This window comes from Okeania sp. KiyG1 (assembly GCF_014132355.1).
In the GTDB taxonomy this organism is placed as follows: domain Bacteria; phylum Cyanobacteriota; class Cyanobacteriia; order Cyanobacteriales; family Microcoleaceae; genus Okeania.
In genome coordinates, this window is sequence record NZ_BLZO01000136.1 from 83,296 (window position 1) to 105,080 (window position 21,785).

Annotated in this window: 26 protein-coding genes and 2 pseudogenes; 11 read left to right on the forward strand and 17 right to left on the reverse strand. The window is 36.9% G+C overall.

The features are described from left to right. Positions 1 to 39: 39 nt before the first annotated feature. From SAGCYANO_RS32505 to SAGCYANO_RS32515, 3 genes are all read right to left on the reverse strand, one after another. Entirely contained in the window at positions 40 to 198 is a 159-nt protein-coding gene (locus SAGCYANO_RS32505) for a hypothetical protein (RefSeq protein WP_202223846.1), read from the reverse strand. A 303-nt stretch (positions 199 to 501) separates the two neighbouring features. Next, positions 502 to 1,992, reverse strand: a complete 1,491-nt coding sequence (locus tag SAGCYANO_RS32510; protein WP_202223847.1) for a glycoside hydrolase family protein — start codon at positions 1,990 to 1,992, stop codon at positions 502 to 504. 1,315 nt (positions 1,993 to 3,307) lie between these two features. Further along, positions 3,308 to 3,487, reverse strand: coding sequence for a hypothetical protein (locus SAGCYANO_RS32515; RefSeq protein WP_202223848.1), 180 nt, complete (start codon positions 3,485 to 3,487; stop codon positions 3,308 to 3,310). 232 nt (positions 3,488 to 3,719) lie between these two features. Here SAGCYANO_RS32515 and SAGCYANO_RS32520 point away from each other — a divergent pair, with 232 nt between their 5' ends. After that, entirely contained in the window at positions 3,720 to 4,442 is a 723-nt protein-coding gene (locus SAGCYANO_RS32520; protein ID WP_202223849.1) for a pyridoxine 5'-phosphate synthase, read from the forward strand. A gap of 300 nt (positions 4,443 to 4,742) precedes the next feature. Then, a complete protein-coding gene (locus tag SAGCYANO_RS32525; RefSeq protein WP_202223850.1) occupies positions 4,743 to 5,084 on the forward strand; it encodes an MgPME-cyclase complex family protein in 342 nt (113 codons plus the stop codon). Positions 5,085 to 5,316: 232 nt separating this feature from the next. Here SAGCYANO_RS32525 and SAGCYANO_RS50875 read toward each other — a convergent pair whose 3' ends face one another. Genes SAGCYANO_RS50875 through SAGCYANO_RS50890 form a run of 4 tightly spaced genes read right to left on the reverse strand, consistent with a single transcriptional unit; the run spans position 5,317 to position 6,589 of the window. Beyond that, a complete protein-coding gene (locus SAGCYANO_RS50875; protein WP_375340033.1) occupies positions 5,317 to 5,586 on the reverse strand; it encodes a zinc ribbon domain-containing protein in 270 nt (89 codons plus the stop codon). After that, complete coding sequence (locus tag SAGCYANO_RS50880) at positions 5,522 to 6,016, reverse strand: RNA-guided endonuclease TnpB family protein (RefSeq protein ID WP_375340034.1); 495 nt, start codon at positions 6,014 to 6,016, stop codon at positions 5,522 to 5,524. The genes SAGCYANO_RS50875 and SAGCYANO_RS50880 overlap by 65 nt, the downstream gene beginning before the upstream one ends. Continuing rightward, positions 5,979 to 6,239 carry a hypothetical protein gene (locus SAGCYANO_RS50885; RefSeq protein ID WP_375340035.1) on the reverse strand — a complete coding sequence of 87 codons (261 nt, stop codon included), beginning with the start codon at positions 6,237 to 6,239 and terminating at the stop codon, positions 5,979 to 5,981. Before SAGCYANO_RS50885 ends, SAGCYANO_RS50880 begins: the two co-directional genes overlap by 38 nt. Then, entirely contained in the window at positions 6,239 to 6,589 is a 351-nt protein-coding gene (locus tag SAGCYANO_RS50890) for an RNA-guided endonuclease InsQ/TnpB family protein (RefSeq protein ID WP_375340036.1), read from the reverse strand. The genes SAGCYANO_RS50885 and SAGCYANO_RS50890 overlap by 1 nt, the downstream gene beginning before the upstream one ends. A gap of 872 nt (positions 6,590 to 7,461) precedes the next feature. Here SAGCYANO_RS50890 and SAGCYANO_RS32535 point away from each other — a divergent pair. After that, on the forward strand, positions 7,462 to 8,085 hold the full coding sequence (locus SAGCYANO_RS32535; protein WP_202223851.1) for a hypothetical protein: 624 nt from the start codon (positions 7,462 to 7,464) through the stop codon (positions 8,083 to 8,085). On the opposite strand, the gene SAGCYANO_RS32540 is transcribed toward SAGCYANO_RS32535, so the two are convergent. The 3 genes from SAGCYANO_RS32540 to folD form a co-directional block, all read right to left on the reverse strand. Beyond that, positions 8,075 to 8,530, reverse strand: coding sequence for a divergent PAP2 family protein (locus tag SAGCYANO_RS32540; protein WP_202223852.1), 456 nt, complete (start codon positions 8,528 to 8,530; stop codon positions 8,075 to 8,077). The two genes, SAGCYANO_RS32535 and SAGCYANO_RS32540, sit on opposite strands and share 11 nt — an antisense overlap. A 9-nt stretch (positions 8,531 to 8,539) precedes the next feature. Then, positions 8,540 to 9,481, reverse strand: a complete 942-nt coding sequence (crtE, locus tag SAGCYANO_RS32545) for a geranylgeranyl diphosphate synthase CrtE (protein WP_237396921.1) — start codon at positions 9,479 to 9,481, stop codon at positions 8,540 to 8,542. Between the two features lie 661 nt (positions 9,482 to 10,142). Beyond that, positions 10,143 to 11,006, reverse strand: coding sequence for a bifunctional methylenetetrahydrofolate dehydrogenase/methenyltetrahydrofolate cyclohydrolase FolD (gene folD, locus SAGCYANO_RS32550; protein ID WP_202223854.1), 864 nt, complete (start codon positions 11,004 to 11,006; stop codon positions 10,143 to 10,145). A gap of 1,470 nt (positions 11,007 to 12,476) precedes the next feature. Between folD and SAGCYANO_RS32555 the strand changes: the two genes are divergently transcribed. From SAGCYANO_RS32555 to SAGCYANO_RS32580, 6 genes are all read left to right on the forward strand, one after another. Next, a complete protein-coding gene (locus SAGCYANO_RS32555; RefSeq protein ID WP_237396911.1) occupies positions 12,477 to 13,151 on the forward strand; it encodes a hypothetical protein in 675 nt (224 codons plus the stop codon). Positions 13,152 to 13,228: 77 nt separating this feature from the next. Continuing rightward, positions 13,229 to 13,675, forward strand: coding sequence for an NUDIX hydrolase (locus SAGCYANO_RS32560; RefSeq protein ID WP_202223856.1), 447 nt, complete (start codon positions 13,229 to 13,231; stop codon positions 13,673 to 13,675). A 648-nt stretch (positions 13,676 to 14,323) separates the two neighbouring features. Continuing rightward, on the forward strand, positions 14,324 to 14,665 hold the full coding sequence (locus SAGCYANO_RS32565) for an Rpn family recombination-promoting nuclease/putative transposase (RefSeq protein WP_202223857.1): 342 nt from the start codon (positions 14,324 to 14,326) through the stop codon (positions 14,663 to 14,665). Between the two features lie 45 nt (positions 14,666 to 14,710). Then, on the forward strand, positions 14,711 to 14,905 hold the full coding sequence (locus SAGCYANO_RS32570) for a DUF4351 domain-containing protein (protein ID WP_202223858.1): 195 nt from the start codon (positions 14,711 to 14,713) through the stop codon (positions 14,903 to 14,905). Positions 14,906 to 14,979: 74 nt separating this feature from the next. Beyond that, entirely contained in the window at positions 14,980 to 15,195 is a 216-nt protein-coding gene (locus tag SAGCYANO_RS32575; protein WP_202223859.1) for a DUF4351 domain-containing protein, read from the forward strand. A gap of 42 nt (positions 15,196 to 15,237) precedes the next feature. Beyond that, entirely contained in the window at positions 15,238 to 15,537 is a 300-nt protein-coding gene (locus tag SAGCYANO_RS32580; protein ID WP_202223860.1) for a DUF4351 domain-containing protein, read from the forward strand. A 75-nt stretch (positions 15,538 to 15,612) separates the two neighbouring features. Here the strand turns inward: SAGCYANO_RS32580 and SAGCYANO_RS48300 are convergent, their stop codons facing one another. The 7 genes and pseudogenes from SAGCYANO_RS48300 to SAGCYANO_RS50900 all read right to left on the reverse strand — a co-directional run bounded on the left by SAGCYANO_RS48300 (position 15,613) and on the right by SAGCYANO_RS50900 (position 19,950). After that, the gene (locus tag SAGCYANO_RS48300) at positions 15,613 to 15,987 is read right to left on the reverse strand and encodes a tetratricopeptide repeat protein (RefSeq protein WP_255502789.1); all 375 of its coding nucleotides are present in this window, start codon (positions 15,985 to 15,987) and stop codon (positions 15,613 to 15,615) included. Next, positions 15,979 to 16,425, reverse strand: a pseudogene (locus SAGCYANO_RS48305) (tetratricopeptide repeat protein); the annotation flags it as partial. The pseudogene SAGCYANO_RS48305 and the gene SAGCYANO_RS48300, both read right to left, overlap by 9 nt. Beyond that, entirely contained in the window at positions 16,412 to 16,555 is a 144-nt protein-coding gene (locus tag SAGCYANO_RS50895; RefSeq protein ID WP_375340037.1) for a tetratricopeptide repeat protein, read from the reverse strand. The pseudogene SAGCYANO_RS48305 and the gene SAGCYANO_RS50895, both read right to left, overlap by 14 nt. Then, complete coding sequence (locus tag SAGCYANO_RS32595) at positions 16,524 to 17,000, reverse strand: tetratricopeptide repeat protein (protein ID WP_202223863.1); 477 nt, start codon at positions 16,998 to 17,000, stop codon at positions 16,524 to 16,526. Before SAGCYANO_RS32595 ends, SAGCYANO_RS50895 begins: the two co-directional genes overlap by 32 nt. 34 nt (positions 17,001 to 17,034) lie before the next feature. Then, on the reverse strand, positions 17,035 to 17,343 hold the full coding sequence (locus tag SAGCYANO_RS32600) for a hypothetical protein (protein WP_202223864.1): 309 nt from the start codon (positions 17,341 to 17,343) through the stop codon (positions 17,035 to 17,037). Then, positions 17,319 to 18,056, reverse strand: coding sequence for an AAA-like domain-containing protein (locus SAGCYANO_RS32605; protein ID WP_202223865.1), 738 nt, complete (start codon positions 18,054 to 18,056; stop codon positions 17,319 to 17,321). Before SAGCYANO_RS32605 ends, SAGCYANO_RS32600 begins: the two co-directional genes overlap by 25 nt. Positions 18,057 to 18,655: 599 nt before the next feature. Continuing rightward, positions 18,656 to 19,950: pseudogene (locus tag SAGCYANO_RS50900) on the reverse strand (AAA-like domain-containing protein). Between the two features lie 226 nt (positions 19,951 to 20,176). Here SAGCYANO_RS50900 and SAGCYANO_RS32620 point away from each other — a divergent pair. After that, complete coding sequence (locus SAGCYANO_RS32620; RefSeq protein ID WP_237396912.1) at positions 20,177 to 20,476, forward strand: hypothetical protein; 300 nt, start codon at positions 20,177 to 20,179, stop codon at positions 20,474 to 20,476. A gap of 411 nt (positions 20,477 to 20,887) precedes the next feature. Further along, entirely contained in the window at positions 20,888 to 21,631 is a 744-nt protein-coding gene (locus SAGCYANO_RS32625; protein WP_202223868.1) for a trans-aconitate 2-methyltransferase, read from the forward strand. The last annotated feature ends 154 nt before the right edge of the window (positions 21,632 to 21,785 follow it).

Genomic DNA, 21,785 nt, shown 5'->3' on the forward strand with positions numbered 1-21,785 from the left:
CTTTTTCCCTTATATAGAATCCGGTTATATAGTATATGTTTATAATTCTATAATTATATCATGTCCGTTTATATCGTTAGTGTAAACCCAAGGGTGAATATCTACAGGAAATAATGGTTTTTTTCTTGCGAGGGTAGCTTTCGGACCTCTTCCCTCTTCCTTCTTCCCTCTTCCTTCTTCCTTACCTTTGTTATACAAGACCGATGCTACCGGACATGATATTACTTCAATCTCCCCTACTACCCTATTCCCCTACTCGTTTTAAGGTGCTGAAAGCTTTTATATCAAATCCGTTTAATTCGGTATAAAAAAATGTTCTATCTTCAACCATTACCAAATATTTCTAGAGTTCTCCATCTCCCCATCTCCCTACTCCCCTACTCCTCTACTCCCCATCTAATTACACCGATGCTACCGGATTTGATATTAGCTCCCCATTCCGGTACAGAAATGCTGTTTGCGCAGCATTCCGGTACGGAAAATACTGATCGCTTATTTAATCTAAGGTTTAGGGCAAGTTCCTAATTTCCAGTCAACATAAAGACCGCGAGGATCTGTATCCCTGAGCCAAGTAACTAAGGTTTTATAGTCATCTATATTGTAGGTAGCTATACAACCAATAGTGCCAGGAGAGCCATAATAGCGATTCCAATCAATATGAATTTCGATCGCGCTTCTTTCGGTAGTACCAGGTTCTAAATAGTCTAACGGAACAGTTACAGGACCAATACCACTCTGAAAAATATTACCGTAATAATTATCTCTCCCATCAGCCCAGATAATATCATTAACGTACCATTTTCCCTCTGGCAATGGTTCTCCAGTCATGGCCCGACTTTGAGCAGCGGTACGGAAAAATTGTCTTCCCGGAGCGCCACAACATACTTCTAATCTGTCCTGTAGTTTCCCATTTTTAAAATAGTCTAAGTTCAGCACATAACATCCATACACATCTTGACGATTTGTTTTTGTTAGCAGCAAATAATTTTTGCCTGTAGTACCAGGGGGTGTAGAAAGAACAGGAGCAGGCTCTTCTCCCCACAATTTTTGCCAGGTTGTTAAGTTTACTGTACCGTCAGCATTGTTATTGAAAAAATAATCTTGTTTAAAGTCTATAACTGCTAATTCGGTTTTATTACCAAAAAAAGCATCAATTTTTCCGGTAAAATACCCTAAATCTTTCAATCTAACCTGTAAAATTCTCACATCTTCCCCTTGACTACCCCGCACCAAGACACGATTGAGACTAGGAGTTTGACCTTTTTTAAATATATCAGAAATGCCAAAAATAGAGATTCTTTCCCCTGCTGGAATTGGTTTATTTGCCGGAGCAATTACAAAAAATCTGGCATTTTTGTATAGAGGAAAAACATTAGCTAAATATTCTTTGTCAAATTTTTCTAAAGTTAATATTTCTCTTACTTCACCTCCCTGCCAAGCTACAACTACAGTTTTTTTATTTTCATCTCTGTATCCTTCTAGCCAAGTTACTCGGTCTTGCAATGATTCTTCTTGAACCAAGGGTTTTCCTTCATTACTAGGAGTGTTGAATAGTTTTTGTTCATCAGCACGACGGGATACTAATCCTGGCAGTGGTTGCTTAACACCATTTACTACTCCGTTTACCCAACGTGGAAATTCATTTGCTGCTCCTTGATAGTCTCCTTGATTGAGTTTTCTTAACATGGTACTCCTTTCAAAAGCACCAGTTCCAACGTTATAACAGAACGATACAAGAGCATCAAACTGATTTTGATTCAGAGGAACTTTCACCAGCCTCGAAACTATTTCTGCTACTTTGTCGCATTGATACTTTAAGTAGAATTCTGCATTCCTTTCTGTAATTCTTTCTCCTAGCTGAACTTTTTTTCCATTGGGGTAACGAATGGTTCCATACCCAATGGTGGGTATTCCTACTGGGTCTAGATAAGCATCCAGATAAAGTCCTTCCCATTTTTTGATTAAATTTAGACAATTTTGTGATATTTCCATGCTACAGCTCCAATCTACAACTAATTATATCGTTTCACAGAAGTCAAAATTCAAAAAGTCATGCATCGAGTGCTAATTGGCGAGGTTTCCTCAGAATGTAAGACGCACATCTGACAGTCAAAATTAAGATTTTATAAGATCAAAACTTTGATGCTACAGTAATTTCAGGAAATTATTTAACATTTAAAGTCTGAAACTATATTGTGACACCTTTAAAGTGAATTGGTATTAGTTATAGCTGTTTGCAATTTTAATTAAGCACCAAATTCTTGGATTGATAACATAGCATTGATTCAAAAACAATGTATTAGTGGGTGCATCTCAATGCGTGAATAAAGCCAAAAATTTATCTCTTTTAGGCAATAGGCAACGGTGCGACCCTGCGGGGCGCGACAGACGCATCTGGTAGCGCACTCCTGTGAGGGAATATATAGGAAAAAAGTATTTTTGCAAATATGAGATGCACCCGTATTAGCTTCTATAGGATAGAAGCTTTCAATTTACAGTTTTTGAATTTTTATTTATATAGCTATCAAAAACCCCAAGTTTTTATCAAGATTTAAAATTGATTTGGAAAGCCATAAATTGACAGAGATGCAAACAGCAATAACATATTTTTTCCTAGTCTATAGTTGATTTAAAAGACTAATCATTGACTACCCTATGAATTAAATTTACAGGGATTCTAATAAGTAGCCATAAATCAAAATAAAACTAAGAAATAGGGTGAAGTGAAAGTCACAGAAAAATATTAATCCTTATCACAACCATATTTATTAGAGTTGTTGGGAAATAAAAGTTGAACAATGCTCAAAAGCTTACCATATAAGGCTTTTACGATTTTAGGTATAAAGAATGCTATAAACTTTGACTGATAAGGGTTTTAGCCATTTTTTTAGCTTAATTCCCAACAACTCTATTATTAATTAAGACATCAAATCCGCTTAAAATGTTCCATCTGAGTACTATTGCCCAATCTTTCTTTCTCTCCCCATCTCCCCACACTCTTTATCTAACTCTAATTACACCAATGCTACCGGATTTGATATGGCCTACTTAATTGACTACTCCCCGGAGGTCAGTCACGGGGAAACAAGCGCAGATACTACGCAACAGGATAAATCCATGTTGCTTCGTTTTTTCGAGCGCTGACCAAAGATATACTCTCTGGGGACAATTTCCGCGGTGCCCCTACACAGTTGGCTTAAGTAGGGGCGTTAACGATAGTTATGCGCAAGCTTTCGGCCGTTCGCCCCTACTGCTTTGCGGCTTACTTTTGTGATTATATTTGCAGCCCCGTTACAGTCTGCATTAATTAACCAATTATTGCTACTTTTATACAAACCACGCTGTCTTGATGCAGTCGCTCATGGGGGAAACCCCCTTTGGCGGCGCTGCATCGCTTTATTCTTTTTCCTGACGGTTTCCAATCATTGGGTTTCTCACCATAATTAGGCAGATCGTCACCACCTAAAAATGAAGGGGCGAATGCCATTCGCCCCTACAAGTATAACTTTCTTGGTGTTTCTATAAATATTATTCCATATTCAGAGCATAATTGAGCTATTCTTTCCTTAAGTCTAGCTGTCGGAATTGGTACAAATTCTGAATTATTTTTTCCTAATAGGTAAAATTTTTAAGTGCCTGGACAGTAACAGTTGCTCAAGTGAACATTTCCAACTAAACTAATATGGCAAATTGATTAACACTACCAGGAGAATTAAAAATTGCCCACTCTAGGTGTCAACATTGACCACGTTGCCACAATTAGACAAGCGCGACGAACTGTAGAACCAGATCCAGTAGCAGCAGCAGTTTTAGCTGAACTTTCCGGTGCTGATGGTATTACTGTTCATCTGCGGGAAGACCGTCGCCATATTCAGGAACGAGATGTCCATATTCTGCGACAAACAGTGCGGACTCATTTGAATCTGGAGATGGCACCTACTACAGAAATGGTGGCGATCGCTCTGGATATTAAGCCTGATTATATTACTCTTGTACCAGAACGTCGGGAAGAAGTAACGACCGAAGGTGGTTTGGATGTTGCAAGTAATATCCCTCGTATGAGAGAAGTAGTATCTCAGTTGCAAGGAGCAAATATTCCTGTCAGTATGTTTATTGATGCAGAAAAAGCCCAAATTGAAGCTTCCGCAGAAATTCAGGCTAAGTTTATTGAACTCCACACAGGATGTTATGCAGAAGCTACTGATGAGGCCACTCGCCATCAAGAATTGACGATTTTGGCAGATGGGTGCAAAATGGCGATCGCTGTTGGACTTCGAGTTAATGCTGGACATGGCCTCACTTACTGGAATGTTTATCCAGTTGCTTGTCTAGAAGGTATGGAAGAACTAAACATTGGTCATACAATAATTTCTAGGGCGGTACTTGTGGGTATGGAGCGAGCTGTCCGCGAGATGAAACAAGCCATTAATAACCAGTTATAATTACTATCATTACCGAAAAGCGACATTGAAGGCTCCCGTTTTTTAAACGGGAAGGAAGTCGTTTAGACTAGACAACTAAAGTTGTCCTGTGCTTTATTTAGGAATAAAAAGTAAGCAGAATCCTAGGCATTGGCCTTAGTAGACTGTGTAGGGGCACTTTGACTTTTCCCCAAAGAATATATCTTTGGTCAGCTAAGAATAGATGAAGCAACACAGATTTATTATGTTGCGTAGTATATACTTAGAATCCCCGTAACTTGAGTCTGGGGAGTAGTCAATAATTTCTGTTGATTGATTGAAATGCAAACTTACTATTACGTTTTAGCTAGTAAAAAGTTTTTACTAGAGGAAGAACCCCTAGAAGAAGTTTTTAGGGAACGCACCAGAGATTATCACGAAAAGGAAAAAGAAATAGATTTTTGGCTGGTTCCTCAGCCTGCTTTTTTAGAAGCTCCTGAAATGGCTAATATTAAGGCAAAATGTCCTCAACCTGCTGCAGGGATTATTTCTACTAATCCTAAATTTATTACTTGGTTAAAGTTACGTTTGGAGTCTGTAATTACAGGTGAATTTCAAGCACCTTCAGATTCTATCCCAGAACCTTTAGCTTCTCTTGAGGATGCTTCTGTGAAAGACTCTTGAAGAATTGACAGGAGTAGGGGAGTAGGGGAGTAGGGAGTAGGGGAGTGGGGAGTAGGGGAGTAGGGGAGTGGGGGAGTAGGGGAGTAATTATAGAATTATTAACATATACTGTATAACTGGATTATTTGACATCCTCCCGACGCTGCTCTCACACGAGAAAGCGCGGGATTCCCTAACATCACTGTTAGGGGCTTTCTGTTTCTTAGCACCCGCCTTCGCAGACTTAATCCCTTCAGGTCTTACAGTCGCTCCACAGACTGACACTGCTCCTCCCGCAGCCTTCGAGCGTGGGCGTTCCCTTGCGTCTGACGCCGACGCGGGTTCCCATCCGCAAAATATTTATTGAAGCGTTTATGTCCCTGTCATGGTGAGCTGCACACTCTGGGCCATCCCACTCTCTTACACTTAGAGGTAATTTTTCTACTATATGCCCACAATTAGAACAACGCTTTGTTAGCGTTTGCGAAGCATTCCGATAGGAAAGCTCCTCTGAAAGAGGCACTAGGAAAATATCTATCAATCTTGATTAATTCCCGTCCATACCATTGAGCTTTGTATTCTAATTGCCTGACTAATTCGGACCAGTTGGCATCACTACCCACCCCTCTTGCTCCCCTCCCGGGAGGGGATGGGGGTGGGTTATGGTTTTTGACCATGTTTTTTACTGCCAAGTCCTCAACTACAACAGTTTGATTTTCTCTGATTAATTGAGTGGTCAACTTGTGGGTATAGTCTCCTCTTGAATCTTTAATTTTTGCGTGTATCCTAGCTACTTTCAGTCTCGCCTTTTGGTAGTTATTAGATCCCTTAGTTTTTCTAGATAGATACTTCCCCGCCAATCTCAGCTTTTTGTGTAATTTGTTTATATTCTTAGGGTTAGCAATTTTTTTTCCATCACTGGTAGTAACTAAACTGGCAATTCCGCGCGTCAATACCTATTTGTTTTTTGACTGGTTTAAGTTTTAAATCTCTGGTATCATTGACTCTCAAAGACACAGACCATCTACCACAGGAATCAAGTTTCACTGTTATTGTTGTTGGTAAACAATCTGGTGGCAGTTGTCTACTCCATCTCATAGGTAACGGTTCAGCACATTTAGCTAGATAGACTTGACCATCTTTCCACTTGAACGCTGATGAGCGTAAATTCAGCACTACCACCCGGCGCGCTTTTTCTTAAAGTAGGGATATTTAGTCCGCCCACTAAAAAAGTTAGTGTTTGCGCAGCATTCCGCAGGAAAAGCTGTCTGTAAGTGTCTCAAGCCTTGCTGTAAGGGTACACTGCTTACTTCTTTTAGGAAATCTAAATCTTCCTGCTTTTTCCAGTGAGTCAGCATAGCGGAAGTTTGCTTATACCCTACTCGCTCTTTATTTTCATACCAAGCTTGAGTCCTTGCTGCTAAAGCTCTGTTGTAGATCAGTCGAACACACCCCAATGTTCTCAGCAACAGGTTTTCCTGTTCTGGAGTAGGATAGAACCTAAACTTGTAAGCTTTTTCAACCATTTACTACTTGCTAATTCTAGGTTTACATTCTAATATATTCTGTGTGAAACCGCAAAATTGATTGGCATTCCCATCCCTCCGCTCCCGATCTGCGGAGAGCGCGGGTATAAATGTCAACATTTAGATAAAAATTATCTTCATGTATCTTGTATCTTGAGAATATATTAGATTCCCCCCTCCTCTGTAGCAATGGCTCATTTATTGTCGCCAGAGAATATTTGCAACTCTATATTTTTGGTTAACTAATTCTAGCCAGATGTACGAAATTTCAAGGGATAAAATTTTTCTCCCTTGACGATAAATTGACCCTACTCCCCCACTCCCTTACTCCCTGAGCAAACAATGAGGTCCAAAGCCTCCCCTTTTAAGCTATCCCTTACCAATAAGTCTTGAAACCCTTGTGAGGAAAAGGGAAGCAGCGGTGCGACCCCGCGGGGCGCGTCAGACGCAAGGGAACGCTCACTCCTGTGAGGGAGCAGGGGAGAAAGGAGAAAAAATCAATTTAGCTAAGTAAAACTACTGAAGTAGTTAAAAGAATGTATTTTTCTATACATTTTTTCTCCCGAAAAAGTCTTGGCTCGACTTATGCATAACTAGTCTATTTTGTCAAGTATTATCTTAAGAAAGATGTGGATAATGGATAGCCTTTTAAAGGGATGAAAAAAATTCAATTCAGTATTTTCAAGCCTCCGGTTTTAGTCGGAGGTACTGATAACTGATAACTGTTAACGCAGTTCCTCCGGAGGAGGCTAACTGATAGCGTAGCTCCTCCGCCAGGAGGCTAACTGAAATGACTCCCTACTTTGTTTTTGGCCATGAATGATACTCAACTGCAACTCCATAAATTCTGCTTGGGGGGCCTGAAAACTTTTATGGCCTCAGCTTTTTTGTTTTTGTCATCCTTGACAATTGATACTAATCATGCTTTTGGTGTAGAAACTTGTCAACCTCCTGCTACTGACGAATATTTACTGGTAATAATTACAGAGACATCAGCAGCTCAAAATATAGTTAGACGGAGTCTACCGCCAGATATTATCATCGAAGTCTGTCGCTACATTGACCAGACTGTTAGTAGTATCCGAGGTTTTGATGACCAAGATGTGGCTAGTGATTGGGCGCGTTATATTCAGGACATTGTAGGGTTGTCTGCTTATGTAGTTAGACCTAGCGAAGAAACAACTCCATCAGATACTCCATTACCAGCGCCTCCTGAAATAGGATTTAATCCTCAACCTCTGGGTAAGGGTTTTGCAGTTTTAGTCGATTATAATAATCAACCAGAAATTGCTCTACAGTTGGAAAGAAGTTTAGGGCGAAATGTAGGTTTAGTTGCCTATGGACAAAAACCTTTCTTATTGGTTACATATACTGAGAATAGGAAAGCTGCTACAAATAGCTTATTCAACTTAAGCGATCGCGGATTTTTAGCTTTTGTTGTGGATAGTAGCAGGGTGACATTAATTAGTCCTAGAATTAAATCAATCAATAACTAAAACTAGCAACCCAAGATACAGCTACTCCTAGAACAAAACCTGCTATTACCTGTATGGGAGTATGGCCTAATAACTCTTTGAGACGGTCTTGACTGAGATGGTGGTCTTCTTGGAAAAATTCATCGATAATTTGATTGAGAATTCTTGCTTGTAGTCCGGCAGCTTGACGAACTCCCGCTGCATCATACATTACTATTATGGCAAAAACTAAAGCCAGTGCAAATTCTGGACTCCCCCAACCTTTGGCTTGACCCACTCCTACTGCCAGTGCAGCTACAAATGCAGAATGAGAGCTGGGCATTCCCCCTGCTGTGACTAAAGCCTGTAAATTAATCTTACCATTTTGAACTAACTCCACCACTACCTTGACCACTTGGGCTATTCCACAAGCTAGGAGGGCAACCCATAGAACATGGTTATCCATGATTTCGCCAATATTTTGCATATTGTACTCCTAGTTACTGCGACTGACAATAAAATCTGCTAAGGCTATTAAAGGCATGGCCTTTTCTCCAAAAACTTCTAACTCTGCCTTGGCATTCTCAATTAGTTTTTGAGCTTGAGACCAAGATTCTTCTAGTCCCCAAATAGCAGGATAGGTAGCTTTTTGAGCCTCAATATCCTTTCTGGCGGTTTTCCCTAGCTCTTCTGTTGTGGCAGTAATATCGAGAATATCATCAACTATTTGAAAAGCTAGACCAATATTTTGAGCATAACGGGAAAGTCTTTGTAGATTAGTTTGGGAAGCATTGGCAAGTATTGCTCCACAGACTACGCAGGTTTCTAAAAGAGCGCCTGTTTTGTGAGTATGGATAAAATGCAGTGTTTCTTCAGATACCTCTGAAAGTCCCTCTGAAGCCAAATCTACTACTTGACCTCCGACTAACCCTGCTGCTCCCACAGCTTTTCCGAGATGAGCTATTACTTGTAGCACTTGCTGTGGTAGGACATTCTTAGTTTGAGTAGCTACAAACTCAAAGGCGTAACTTAACAGACCATCCCCTGCCAGAATAGCAATATCCTCACCATAAACTTTATGGTTTGTTAATTTACCTCGGCGATAGTCATCGTTATCCATTGCGGGTAAGTCATCGTGGATCAATGACATAGTATGGATCATTTCTAATGCACAGGCAGTAGGCATTGCCATTTCTATATTTCCGCCTGATAATTCACAACTAGCCAAGCAAAGAATTGGACGTAACCGCTTACCACCTGCTAATAGGGAATAGCGCATCGCCTCATAAATTTTCTCTGGATAGACTACGGTAATAGAATTGTCCAGAGCTTTTTCAACCAGAGCTTTTTGCTTTGCTAGATAGGTAGATAGGTCAAAAGTTGTATCTATTTGAAATTGAGGGAGCATGGGATTAATATTATGGCCACTATTTGGCATTAGCACCATAGATTATACACTTTATCGGTTTCAATCCTGAAAATTTATTTGAAGAAGGTTTTGGGTGGTAGGTGGTAGGTGGTAGGTCTTCAACAATTAATAATTAATAATTAATAATTAATAATGAATTATTACCTTTCCTTTTAAAGAATAGGATTGACTCCAAGGACAATTTTTCTTTTCCTTCAACTGCTATAAAGTATAAGCTGTCATGTCAGTTAGCCTCCTGTCGCAGGAACTGCGTTAACAATTATCAGTACCTATTGAACGATTCTTTGCAGGACAACATTTCAGAGGTGTCACTTCAGTTTAATGTTAATTAGGGTTTGCTGAAAAAGTCTAATAGTGATGATAGGGAACACTTAACTGGGAACAGGGAACAGTTTAGACTATCTGTCATGGCCACATTTTCTGATAGTTACTGTCAAAACTTTACTATTTTGAGACGACAACAGCCAAAAACTAGGTACTCTTTCCAGACCTAAAAAGGCTCAAACCTTTATTGAATAGTGCTTTTATATTTAATCAGCAAGCCCTAATTATTCTTATTTTTACTTCTCCCCTACTACCCCACTCCCTGTACGGACGCCCTTATGCAACGTCCCTACCCACTCCCTGACCTATCCGTGTATCCGTGCCATAATCTGTGTGAGCCACTTCCCTACTTGAGTAAACTACTCCAGCGTTCTACAGTATTTTGTAATAATATGGCTACAGTCATCGGGCCAACTCCACCAGGCACGGGAGTAATAAATTCTGCTACCTCCGCTACAGAGTCAAATTGAACATCTCCCACTAATCTACTATTGCCTGCCTCATCTGTGACTCGATTAATTCCTACATCTATTACTGTTGCTCCTGGTTTGACCATCTCCGCCGTAATCATTTCTGGCCTACCAACTGCTGCTACGAGAATATCTGCATTTCTGGTTATGTCCTCTAAATTCTGAGACCGAGAATGGGCAATAGTTACTGTACTATTAGCTTCTAATAACATTAATGCCATTGGTTTGCCGACCAAAATACTACGCCCCAGTATTACTGCTTGTTTTCCCGGTAATTCTATTTTGTATTCTTGCAACAAGCGCATCACCCCCGCAGGAGTACAACTGCGTAAACCTTTTTCACCTCGGAGCAGTTGACCTAAATTCATGGGATGAAGTCCATCTACGTCTTTACTGGGGTCTGTTTGGTAGAGTAAAGAAGTAGAGTCTAAGTGTTCTGGAAGAGGTAGTTGGACGAGAATGCCGTCTACTTCTGGGTTTTGGTTTAATTGTTGAATTACTTGTGTTAGTTCAGCTTGAGATGTTTGGGCCGGAAAATGTTTGCCGAAGGAGGATATTCCTACTTGACTACAGGCTTTTTCTTTGTTGCGGACATATACTGCACTGGCAGGGTTGTCTCCCACCATTAATACTGCTAACCCCGGAGGACGACCAATTTTGCTTTGCAAAGTTTGAACTTTTTGTTGGAGTTCTGCTTTGATTTTTTTGGCCAGTGCTTTACCGTCTAATTTATTTACCATGGTTATTTCTTGTTTGAGTTTTGTTTTGAAAATTCTGTATCGGAATAGATTTCTTTATTTTTATTTTTGATTTTTAAAGTATATTTTTTGTCAACATAAGAATAATAGTATGGTTGTTAGTATCTAAAAGTAGATTTTGTGATGTTTTAAGTAAATAAAAATATTGTTTAATTTTGGGCACTAAAGGATTCAATATAGAGTTAAATATTTTATTGGTATTATGGAATAATAGAGTATTTTTATTTGAAAACTAATATTTTAGTGGAATCTAGGATAATTTCAGTTAAAAGTTAACTGTTATCAGTATCTCAGTTTTAAACTGGAGGCTTGAAATACTGAATTTTATTTTTTTATCCTCTTGAAGGAGCAGGCTTGAGGCTTTATTTATTTGGTCAGGATGAAAGAATTAAACAATTAATAATTAACAATTACCGAAAATTTGTGGTCTCAAGTCTCCCTTTTTAAACTATCCCTTATAAGGAATTCCTGAAAACTTTGTGGGGAGTAGGGGAGCAGGGAGCAGGGGAGAAGGAAGAAAGAATCATAGTAGATAGGAAAAAACAACTTAAGTAATCAAAAAAATGTACTTTTTAATAAACTTTTTATCTGACAAAAACCTTTTATCTAGTTGTAGATAACCTGTCTATGCTATCAAGTTTTATGTTTTAAAAAATGTTGATAAAGCATAGCTTTTTAAAGAGATAAAAACAGAAACTATTTCTGATATCAAGCCTCTTTATTGCAGAGGTACTGATAACTGATAACTGATAACTGAAATGACCGAAAAATTGTGGTTGAAAGCCTCCTAATTTTAAGAGGATAAAAAGCGGTCTCCGGATGGCGTTTGCTACCGCAAAGCTTTCCGTTCCGGAATGCTACCGCAAACGCTAACAGCGGAGCGGCTCTGATAAGAGCGGGTCTCGGAGCCATATCCAATCGACCAAGAGAAGAAAAATTTTCATGATTAGTCAATTTTTAAAGGAGAGGTAATTCTAAATTCTAAATTCTAAATTCTTGAACTCTCCTTCAAAAAAGATGTTTTTTTCTTTTTTATCTTTGATGAGTAGAGGCTTTAAGGCTTAATTTTTAGGTGATAATTAAAAAAAATTATAGCAGTCAAAGCAAGGGTTAGGATAGTTCTATAGCAATATGATTTGAGTTGTGAGATATTGCAAACTTTTAGGGAACACCTAAGCTGGGAACAGGGAACACAGAAGTAGAAAAAACCTATCATATGAATATAATAATTGCTATATTCTATACTTTTAAGGAATATCTCAATTCTCACAACTGATTCCTGATTGCTATAAAACTTAAAACTCAGACAACGCTAGATTTTTTATTCTTATTTCTTCCTTCTTTGTTCTGCTATACTTCTAAATTTTAAGTATGATGAAAGTGATGGAAATAAATTTTATTTTTTTAGTAATAATTATAAAACCATAGTTTAAATAAGGAAAAAAAGTTTTGATGAAAACGAGGGAAGCCATTAATGAAGTCAGAAGTCAGAAGTCAGAAGCGGTGCGACCCCGCGACGACGTCAGTCGCAAGGAAACGCGCACCAAGAGAGTCAGAAGTTATTTTTGTGACGGGAATTTGAGCAAGCCTCCAAAAAAAATTGGCCTTAAAAGGGGGAGGTTTAGACCCAATTATTTTGATAAAAATGTATTGAGAATGAATTTATTAAGGATATTGCAGAAGTTTCCATTTAGCTTTCTGTTTATTCCTTCTTTCTGTTTAAATCCATTGTTTAATAAATTCAAAACTATTCTAATTCTGTTGTTAGTAACAAATTTAATTAGTTGCGGAAAAATTACAGAAACAGCGATTAAATTAAATCTGAATGTGAGTCGAATTAACAAAATTCAAACAAGGGGTAAAATCGATCGCCAAGTATATTTGAAAGGAACTGTAGAAAGTCAAGCTCCATTCTTAGAAACTGGTGCTTATGAATTAACAGATGATACTGGCAGTATTTGGATATTTACTACAGCAGAATTACCAGAGGTGGGAACGGAAATAACAATTAAAGGGAAAATAAGTTATCAAAGTATAGTGGTTCCCGAATTAGGAAACCAGGATGTGGGAGATTTTTATGTAGAAGAAATAGAACGAGTAGAAGTTGAAAATCAAAATCAAGAGTAAGCATTTCCTGCGGAATGCTGCGCAAACAGCTATTAGCTGATAGCTGACGGCTGAATGCTTTTACAATCAAGAAGAAAATGAATAACAATAATTTACCTCATGTAGCGATCGCTATTCTTTACCGAGAAGGGAAATTTCTGATGCAACTCCGGGATAATATTCCGAATATTTTTTATCCTGGTGTTTGGGCTTTTTTTGGAGGTCATATCGAACCTGGAGAAACAGCAGAAGTGGCTCTGAAAAGAGAATTAGCAGAAGAAATAAGTTATATACCTGAGACAGTTTCGGAGTTTGGTGTTTACTCTGATGTTAAAGTTGTTCGTCATGTATTTTATGCTCCTTTAACTGTGGAATTAAAAGATTTGGTTTTGGGAGAAGGTTGGGATATGGGGTTATTAACTCCAGCAGAAATTAAGGCTGGTAAAGCTTATTCTGAGAATGCTGGAATGGAGCGATCGCTTGGTGAATTTCATCAAAAAATTCTCTTAGATTTTATGGATAAATATGGTACTTTAATTGATTGAAACTTGGAAATTATTTTAGATAATTTTTCCGCTGGTTACTGGGAATTAACTCTAATAATGTGCGGGTAATTAAAACAGAAATTATTTATCAAAATAACATGGGTCTAAAATCCCGCCTTTTAAGGCGAAATATTTTTGGAACCTTGCTCAAATCCCCTACTTCCCTCCTCCTGGGAGGGGTTAGGGGTGGGTTGGGAGGGGTTAGGGGTGGGTTTACTTCTGACTTCTGACTTCTTTAAGAGGTACACTTATCGCGGGCAAGATGCCCGCACTACAATAATTTTACTATCCAAATTTGTACCTCATTTGTCCGGAATCTGCTGTAAGACTTCAAATCAAAGAACTGATAACTAATAACTAATAACTGATAACTGATAACTAATAACTGATAACTGATAACTGAATAGAATGCTCAAATATTGGACGTTGCTTTATGGGCAATATTGGTGTGATATTGAGCAAGTTGTTATCTTTTTAAAAGAGACTGCTTTAGAGGATATCTGAAAAGTTTTTTGATACTGAATTTTGCCCCCCTAGCCCCAACTTTGGGGGGAACAAGAGTTTATTTGCTTCTAAAAGTCCCCCAAAATTGGGGGATTTAGGGGGCTTGGATATAGCAAATGGGACTTCTCAAACAATCTCTCAGAATTGGCTTTTCAAGAGAAATTTAAAAGGCAAAATACTCGCCATTCTTATCGAGTAATTAGACTTTGGGAGGAGGAGTCCGCACCTTTTCTGGCAGATAATGCTTTGTTACCACTGGCAACTTTAACTCGTAGTGAAAGTCCGACAGGTTTATTGTCAGAAGTAGCAGATAGAATTGGTAGAATAGAAGAGCTAGATCGACAAAGAAATATTTCTGCTGCTGCGGAAATACTAGGTGGTTTAAGATTTGATAAAAATTTAATTCGTCAACTTTTGAGGGAGGAAATTATGAAAGAATCTGTAATTTATCAGGATATTCTCCAGAAAGGAGAAAAAATTGGTTAAAAACGAGGTTAAAAACGAGGCTAAAAACGTGGTAAAAAACGTGGTTTGCAAAAGGGAAAAGCTAAAATAATTAAAATAATTATCCGTTTGATAACTCGTACTTTGGGAAATATTCCTGAAGAAATAGAAGCTAAAATTCGGAGTCTATCTATTTCTCAGTTGGACAAACTTGCAGATGCTCAGTTAGATTTTACTTCTCTGGACGATCTGATTAATTGGTTAAGTCAATCTCAGAATTAAAAAGCTCGTTTTAAGGGAGGAAATTATGAAAGAATCTATAATTTACCAAGATATTTTTCAGGAAGGAGGACAACGTGCTTTTCAAACGAGGTTTTAAACAGGGACAAATTGCAGTTATTATCACATTAATAACTCACAGATTCGGAGATATTTCTGAGACAACAAAAGCTCAAATTCGGAGGAGAGATATTTCTCAGTTGAATGAGTTAGCGATCGCCCAATTGAATTTTACTTCTCTCGATGATTTAACTAATTGGTTATCTGAGCATGCCATCGTTAATATTGGTTAAGTCAATCTGAGAATTAAAAAGCTCGTTTTGAGGGAGGAAATTATGAAAGAATCTGTAATTTACCAGGAGATTTTTCAGGAAGGAGAACAACGTGCTTTTCAAGTAGGTTTTGAACGTGGTTTTGAACGTGGTTTCCAAAGAGGTTTTGAACGTGGCTTCCAAAAGGGGCAAGCTAAAATAATTGTTCTTGTTTTAACTCATAGTTTGGGAATTATTTATGAGGAAATAGAAGCTAAAATTCGGAGTTTATCTATTTCTCAGTTGAATGAATTGGCGATCGCCCAATTGAATTTTACTTTTCTGGAGGATTTGATTAATTGGTTAAGTGAATCTGAGAATTAATTAGTAGTTTTGTCAATCTGGGTTTTGAGGAATTTGATGACTGAAGAGTTTAAGATTCTGATTCAAATTCCTTTTTTATTGGGTTAAAGTATCTAGGCGATCGCGAATTTCTTTAGATTCAGGTTTAAGTTGAAGAGCTTGACGATAGGATTTTACTGCTTCATACCGTTTTTGTAATTTCTCGAAGGCATATCCTAAATGATGATAAATCTTTGCTGAATTAGGGTTCCCCTCAAGAGCTTTTTTGTAGCAAAAAACAGCTCTATCCCATTTTTTCTGTTTAGCAAAGGCTACACCTAAACAGCTATAAATCTTTGTATGAGAAGAAGGATTTAATTTTTGAAACAGGAAACTACCACGCTTGGTCAAAACTTCATGCCAATTATGAAATTCATCTAAGGTTTCTACCAAGTCAGCATAGACATGAATTGAGTTCGGATTTAATTCCACAGAACGACAAAACTCTTCTATAGCATCATCCCACTTCTGGAGTTTACTTAAAGCTACTCCTAAATGATGGAAATTTATAGCAGATTTAGGATTTTTAACTACAACACGACGATAAGACTTAATTGCTTCTTCCCACTTTTCCAATTTAGCTAAGGCGTATCCCAAACGGTGATGAACTTCGGCTAAGTCAAACTTAAGTTCTATTGCACGGTGATAAGACTCAATTGCTTCTTCCCACTTTTGCAGTTTAGCCAAACTAATCCCCAAGTGATAATGAGCTTGATTTGAGTTGGGATTAAGTCTGACTGTTTGATAATAGTGAGTAACAGCCTCTTCCCACTTTTGCAGTTTAGCCAAAGCATCTGCTAAATAATAATGAGCTTCAGTTAAGTCAGACTTCAGTTCTATTGCACAACGGTAGGAGTTAATTGCTTCTTCCCATTTTTTTTTGTTGACCTAAGACAATGCCTAAATGGTAATGAGCTTCAGGTGAACTGGGACTGATTTTGATAGCACGATGATAAGAGTCAATGGCTTCATTCCACTTTTTTTTGTTGAGCAAGAGCATAACCTAGGCGGTGATAAACTGCTGCTGAATTAGGTCGATAATCAATAACGCGATTATAAAATGAAACAGCTTTATCCCACTTTCGGAGTTTAGCGAAGGCAGCACCTATATGGAAGTAAACTTTAACTGGGTATGGCACTTCACGAATCATGTTGAAAATTTTTCGACCTTCTAGTGATGACTCGACTATTTTCATCACATCTTGATAAATTTGTATATCATCCACCAATGATTTGAGTTTTTGATCGAATACTCGACTTTCACTCAAAAATTCGTAGTCATATTCACTAAGGGAGCTATTTTCTTGTGCCCATTTTAAAGCATCTTGCAATTCCGCTCCATACAACAGGTAGAACTGTTCTTTAAAATTGGATTTAACCCAAGCATTAAACTTATCGCCATAATATAACCGCTTTTTGTTTAAGATGTTTTCTATGTACGACAAATCAAAAATTTTTTATATATTTTGTTAGTTGGTTTTAATTTGTTTTTTGTTTAACAACTACGCCACACAACTGCAACTCTCTTGCTTCTATACTCTTATTATCAAATTCCACTTCTCCTTGCTGTAAAATTACCTGATACATTCCTAGTCTTTTTATAAGATTTTTTTCATTATGTAGAAGTCTGTATCTGATTGTACGCAAATGTTCTGGATTATCCTGAAATTCCCAATCATTAATAATGTAATTCTCAACTAATTTTTTAATATTGGGATGATAGGTATAATTATTTTTAACAATTATTTGACACAACTTTTGAGTTAAAAAGGTTGCCCACCAGTCCATTCTAAAACTTCAGTTAATACTTTTTCTGGATTATATACCCTATTTTTTAGACCAGGAGTTAAAACCTCTTTTGCTTCATCTAAACTAAAACCTGTTAACTCGATAGATGTACCAATATTAAAAGGAGTACGTTCTCTATCTTGAATTAAATCCGATACTGTAGCTACTCCCAATAGACAAAATGTCAGACGTTCGTAATCTTGATTATCAACACGCTGATTATAACAAGCGCGGATAAAAGCAAAAAAATCATCCTTAAACTCTAGCTTAATCATACTGTCAATTTCATCAACAAATATTACTAGAGTTTGTGATAATTCTACCAGCAATACATCCTCAATAAACGCTCCCAAACGTTGTACCGGAGTCACAGCACTATGTTCCTGCCACCAATCATTTAATTTGACCTTTTCTCTCAAACGAAATCCTCGTAATAATTCAGAAGCAAATCCTTCATACCAAGTATCTTGAGTGACATGACTACCAATTTTTGTAACATCTATGGACGCACATTTTAGCCCTTCTCTTTCAAGCTGTTTCATTGCCCGAACTCGTAAACTAGACTTACCCATTTGTCGTGAGTTCAGCACATAACAAAAATCCCTATTTCTTAAAGCATCAATTAGCAAGCAATCACTTTCTCGTTTGACGTAGGTGGGGTGTGTATATTTTAAACTTCCACCGACTTTATAATAGTTAGTAGTTGACAACATATCAAGAATTTAGAATTTAGAATTTAGAATTAGGGACTAGCAAAAAAATAGACTAGAGATTGCTTCGGCTAGGTTGACTCTTTCCGGTTAAGGTTGAGTCTAATATCACCGCCTCGCAATGACAGAAACAGGCTTTTTTTATGTACTAATAATTGGTACTTTATTAAGTTGCAAATCCCTTACCTCTTTTTATAAATAAGAGGATTGGTTAAAAGGATTTTTTTTCTTTTCTTTGTCGATTGAATATGACGAGGAAACCTCGCAATCCCATCCCTTAAAAGGGAGGCTTTCAACCTGAATTATTGAATTATTGAATTATTAATTATTCGGTAATTTAAAAGTGATTAACAACTAATTAATAAGTCAATTTCATATAAGCATTCAGCTATTAGCAGTCAGCTATCAGCTTTTGAAGGTAATAACTTACTAAAGTTATCAAATAACCTTTTTCTTTTGGTGCGGAATGCAGAAGCAAACATAACTTTTAATTTCCTTGGATACTAATTCCTCCTTCAGTGCAATAATGAGCTAATAACTCATAGCTGATAGCTGATAGCTGACCGCTGTTTGCGCAGCATTCCGTAGGAAATGCTTAAATTTTATAGATGTTCCTGGAAATATATACGATGCAAAATATACCGAGGCATTACTTTGTTTCCTTCTCTAGTAATTAATCCCATACTATATAATTTATGGGATTGAATAGAATCAATTTGTACTGATACCCTAGCATTAACTACTTGTCTAAAAACAGCTTTTAGTTCTGGATTTCCATTTAGTGTATTCAAATGTCGGCGCAAATGTCTTTCATAAATTCCAGCATCAGTAGTAGCATCCTCTAACAATTTTGTTAAGGTGACTTCTTGACGTACCAATTTATCAAATGCCAGTTTGATTAAATAAGGATGACCCCCTACCTTTTCCATTAAAGACTTAATTTCATCGTTAGTTAAATTAAGTTGAAGTTGTTGTGCCCAATTTTTAATTTCCTCTTGATTAAAATCTCTTAACTCTATCAAAGCTTCGACATTAAACGGAGATTTATTCAAGTCTAAACGTCCATAATCTTCTGTGGAATGAACTACAATTAAACGTAGTTTTTCCCAAACATCAATATTATTTGCCTCTTCATGCCAACTCCGTAATAGAGGTAAAAAATCTTGATAAATATCTGGGTAATCAAACAATTTATCAACATTATCTAGCGCTAAAAGTAGAGGATTTTCCAAATTTTCCATAACTGCTTCTAAATAATTTGTGGTGCTGATAGTGTTACCTGTTACATCATTCCAATTTTCAGTTATTCTCGGTAAATTATCTGGCAGGTGCTTTTGGATATAAGCACAGAAACACCGCATAAATATATCCAGGTCTTTAAACTTTTCTTTTGGCAATTTTAGGAAATCTAATCTAACAGTACAATAATTTTTTGCCTAGTATAGTTAACAATTTGGTTTAAAAGCAAAGTTTTGCCCATTTTGCAAGGTGCTTTAATTGGTATTAAAGCCCCTGGTTGTAAAATTGTTTGATAGCAAATAGATTCAATGGGTTGTCGCTCAATATAAATTTCCTTTTTTCCTTCAGAATAACTGCTGATTTCTGATAATTTTTGTTTCTGCCATTTCCGCTTCAAAGCCTCTCGAAAATTTTTCTTACAAACCTCCTCTCCTAATGCTTTTGAAAGCTTACGCCATAGCTTTTTGCCATAATCCTTACTCAAAGTATTTGTGGCATAATCACATTCTTCTGCAATTTTCTGGTAAGACTTGTCATCCCAAGAACCTTGAAGAACTGTTTTTTCAACATCACTGAGATATTTTCCTGTCTTTTCAAATAGATACTTGTCTGCAAGTTTTTCTGCTATATCTAAAGTAAATTTAACTTCTGAGTTCATGGATAGTTTAGAAATATAGACTCGTGATTTATCGTACCATAATAAATTTATTTACTATCCAAAATAGATAAATCCATACTTTTCCATACTTTTCCATACTTTATTTGTGAAACTGCATAATTTTTCCGTATTTTATATGTAAATTATTTCCTTACATTTTCCCATTGTTACTCTAATTATTAAATGTAAATATAGGAGACAACAAAGTAATAAAGGAATTTTAACGATGACTACATTTAATAATAATCAAAACTCTACCTCTGCCACAATGGAACAACTCGTAATTCAAGAACGCCTGCGCCAAGCAAAATTAAGCTTTAATATTGCTCTAACCTTAACTGTAATTAGTGCCATTATCAGCGTAACAGGTACGGGGCTTTTACTGTCAGGAAAAACTTCTGAAGGAACAGCCACAACAGCAGGCGGACTTGCTTCACAAATTGTCAGTATCGGTTTACTAAAAATGACTAAAGATACCAATGAAAGACTCGATAAAATAGCAACTGAATTTCAAGACGAAGATTAGAAGAAAGCAAAGATTGGTAGACAAATATTTACCAACTCTACTAGAATTATCTGATACCAAATTTTGATGAAGCTGCATATAACTAGAGCTTATAAAAGTATTGTCTTGCTTAAGTTTATTCTGTGCAACTTCACATTAAATTGGTATATAGCGTTTCTCAAATTGATTAGATACAGTTTTAGATCCCCCCTAACCCCCTTAATAAGGGGGAACTGCTTAAAATAGTTTCAAAGTCGCCCTTAATAAGGTTGGAAACCCCTTAAAATAGGTTTCAAAGTCGCCCTTAATAAGGTTGGAAACCCTTAAAATAGGTTTCAAAGTCCCCCTTTTTAAGGGGGATTTAGGGGGATCGTAAATGTATTTTTATGAGAAATGCTATAAAACATTTCTATATTTAATTATTTCTGAAAAATGAGTCAAAACTATCAAGTCTGGACAAAAGCAGACCTTGCACAAAAATATCTTTCTGGTGTCAGGAGTGCAATTCCTTTAGCTACTGAACAAATTGAAATTATCTTGAGAATTATTCAGGGAACTAGACCTCAAGTAAATAACTTTTTAGATTTAGGTTGTGGCGATGGTATTTTAGGTCAAGCAATTCTCAGTCAATACCCTAATTCTCAAGGAGTATTTTTAGACTTTTCAGAAGCAATGATTGAAGCTGCAAAAAGTAAAGTTGCCGATGATTATCAAGCTAATTTAGAATTTATCAATCAAGATTATGGTTTACCAGAATGGGTAAATAAAATTCAGGGAAAAGCACCATTTGATGTAGTTGTCTCAGGATTTTCTATTCATCATCAACCAGACATCAGAAAACAAGAAATATATCAAGAAATTTACCAATTATTAAAACCAGGAGGATTATTTTTGAACTTGGAACACGTTGCCCCGCCATCTAAATTAATTGAGCAGTTATTTGATGAATTATTTGTTGATTCTCTCTATGCTTTTCATCAAAATCAAGGCAACAAAAATCAATCTAGGGAAGAAATTAATCAGCAGTATTATAGTCGCCCAGATAAAGAAGCAAATATTCTTGCTCCTGTAGAAACTCAATGTGACTGGTTAAGAAAAATAGGTTTTATTCATGTTGATTGTTTTATGAAATTGTTTGAAATAGCTTTATTTGGTGGTATTAAACCAGAAGTTTAAATAGAAGGAAGAGGGAAGAAGGAAGAAGGAAGAAGGAAGAGGGAAAAATATTGCTTTGTCTGAGTTTTAAGCTGTTAGATATCTCCGATAATAAAAAATCAAATTAATTCTCCTACTATATACATTAACAGGACTTAGGCAAAACCACCACATA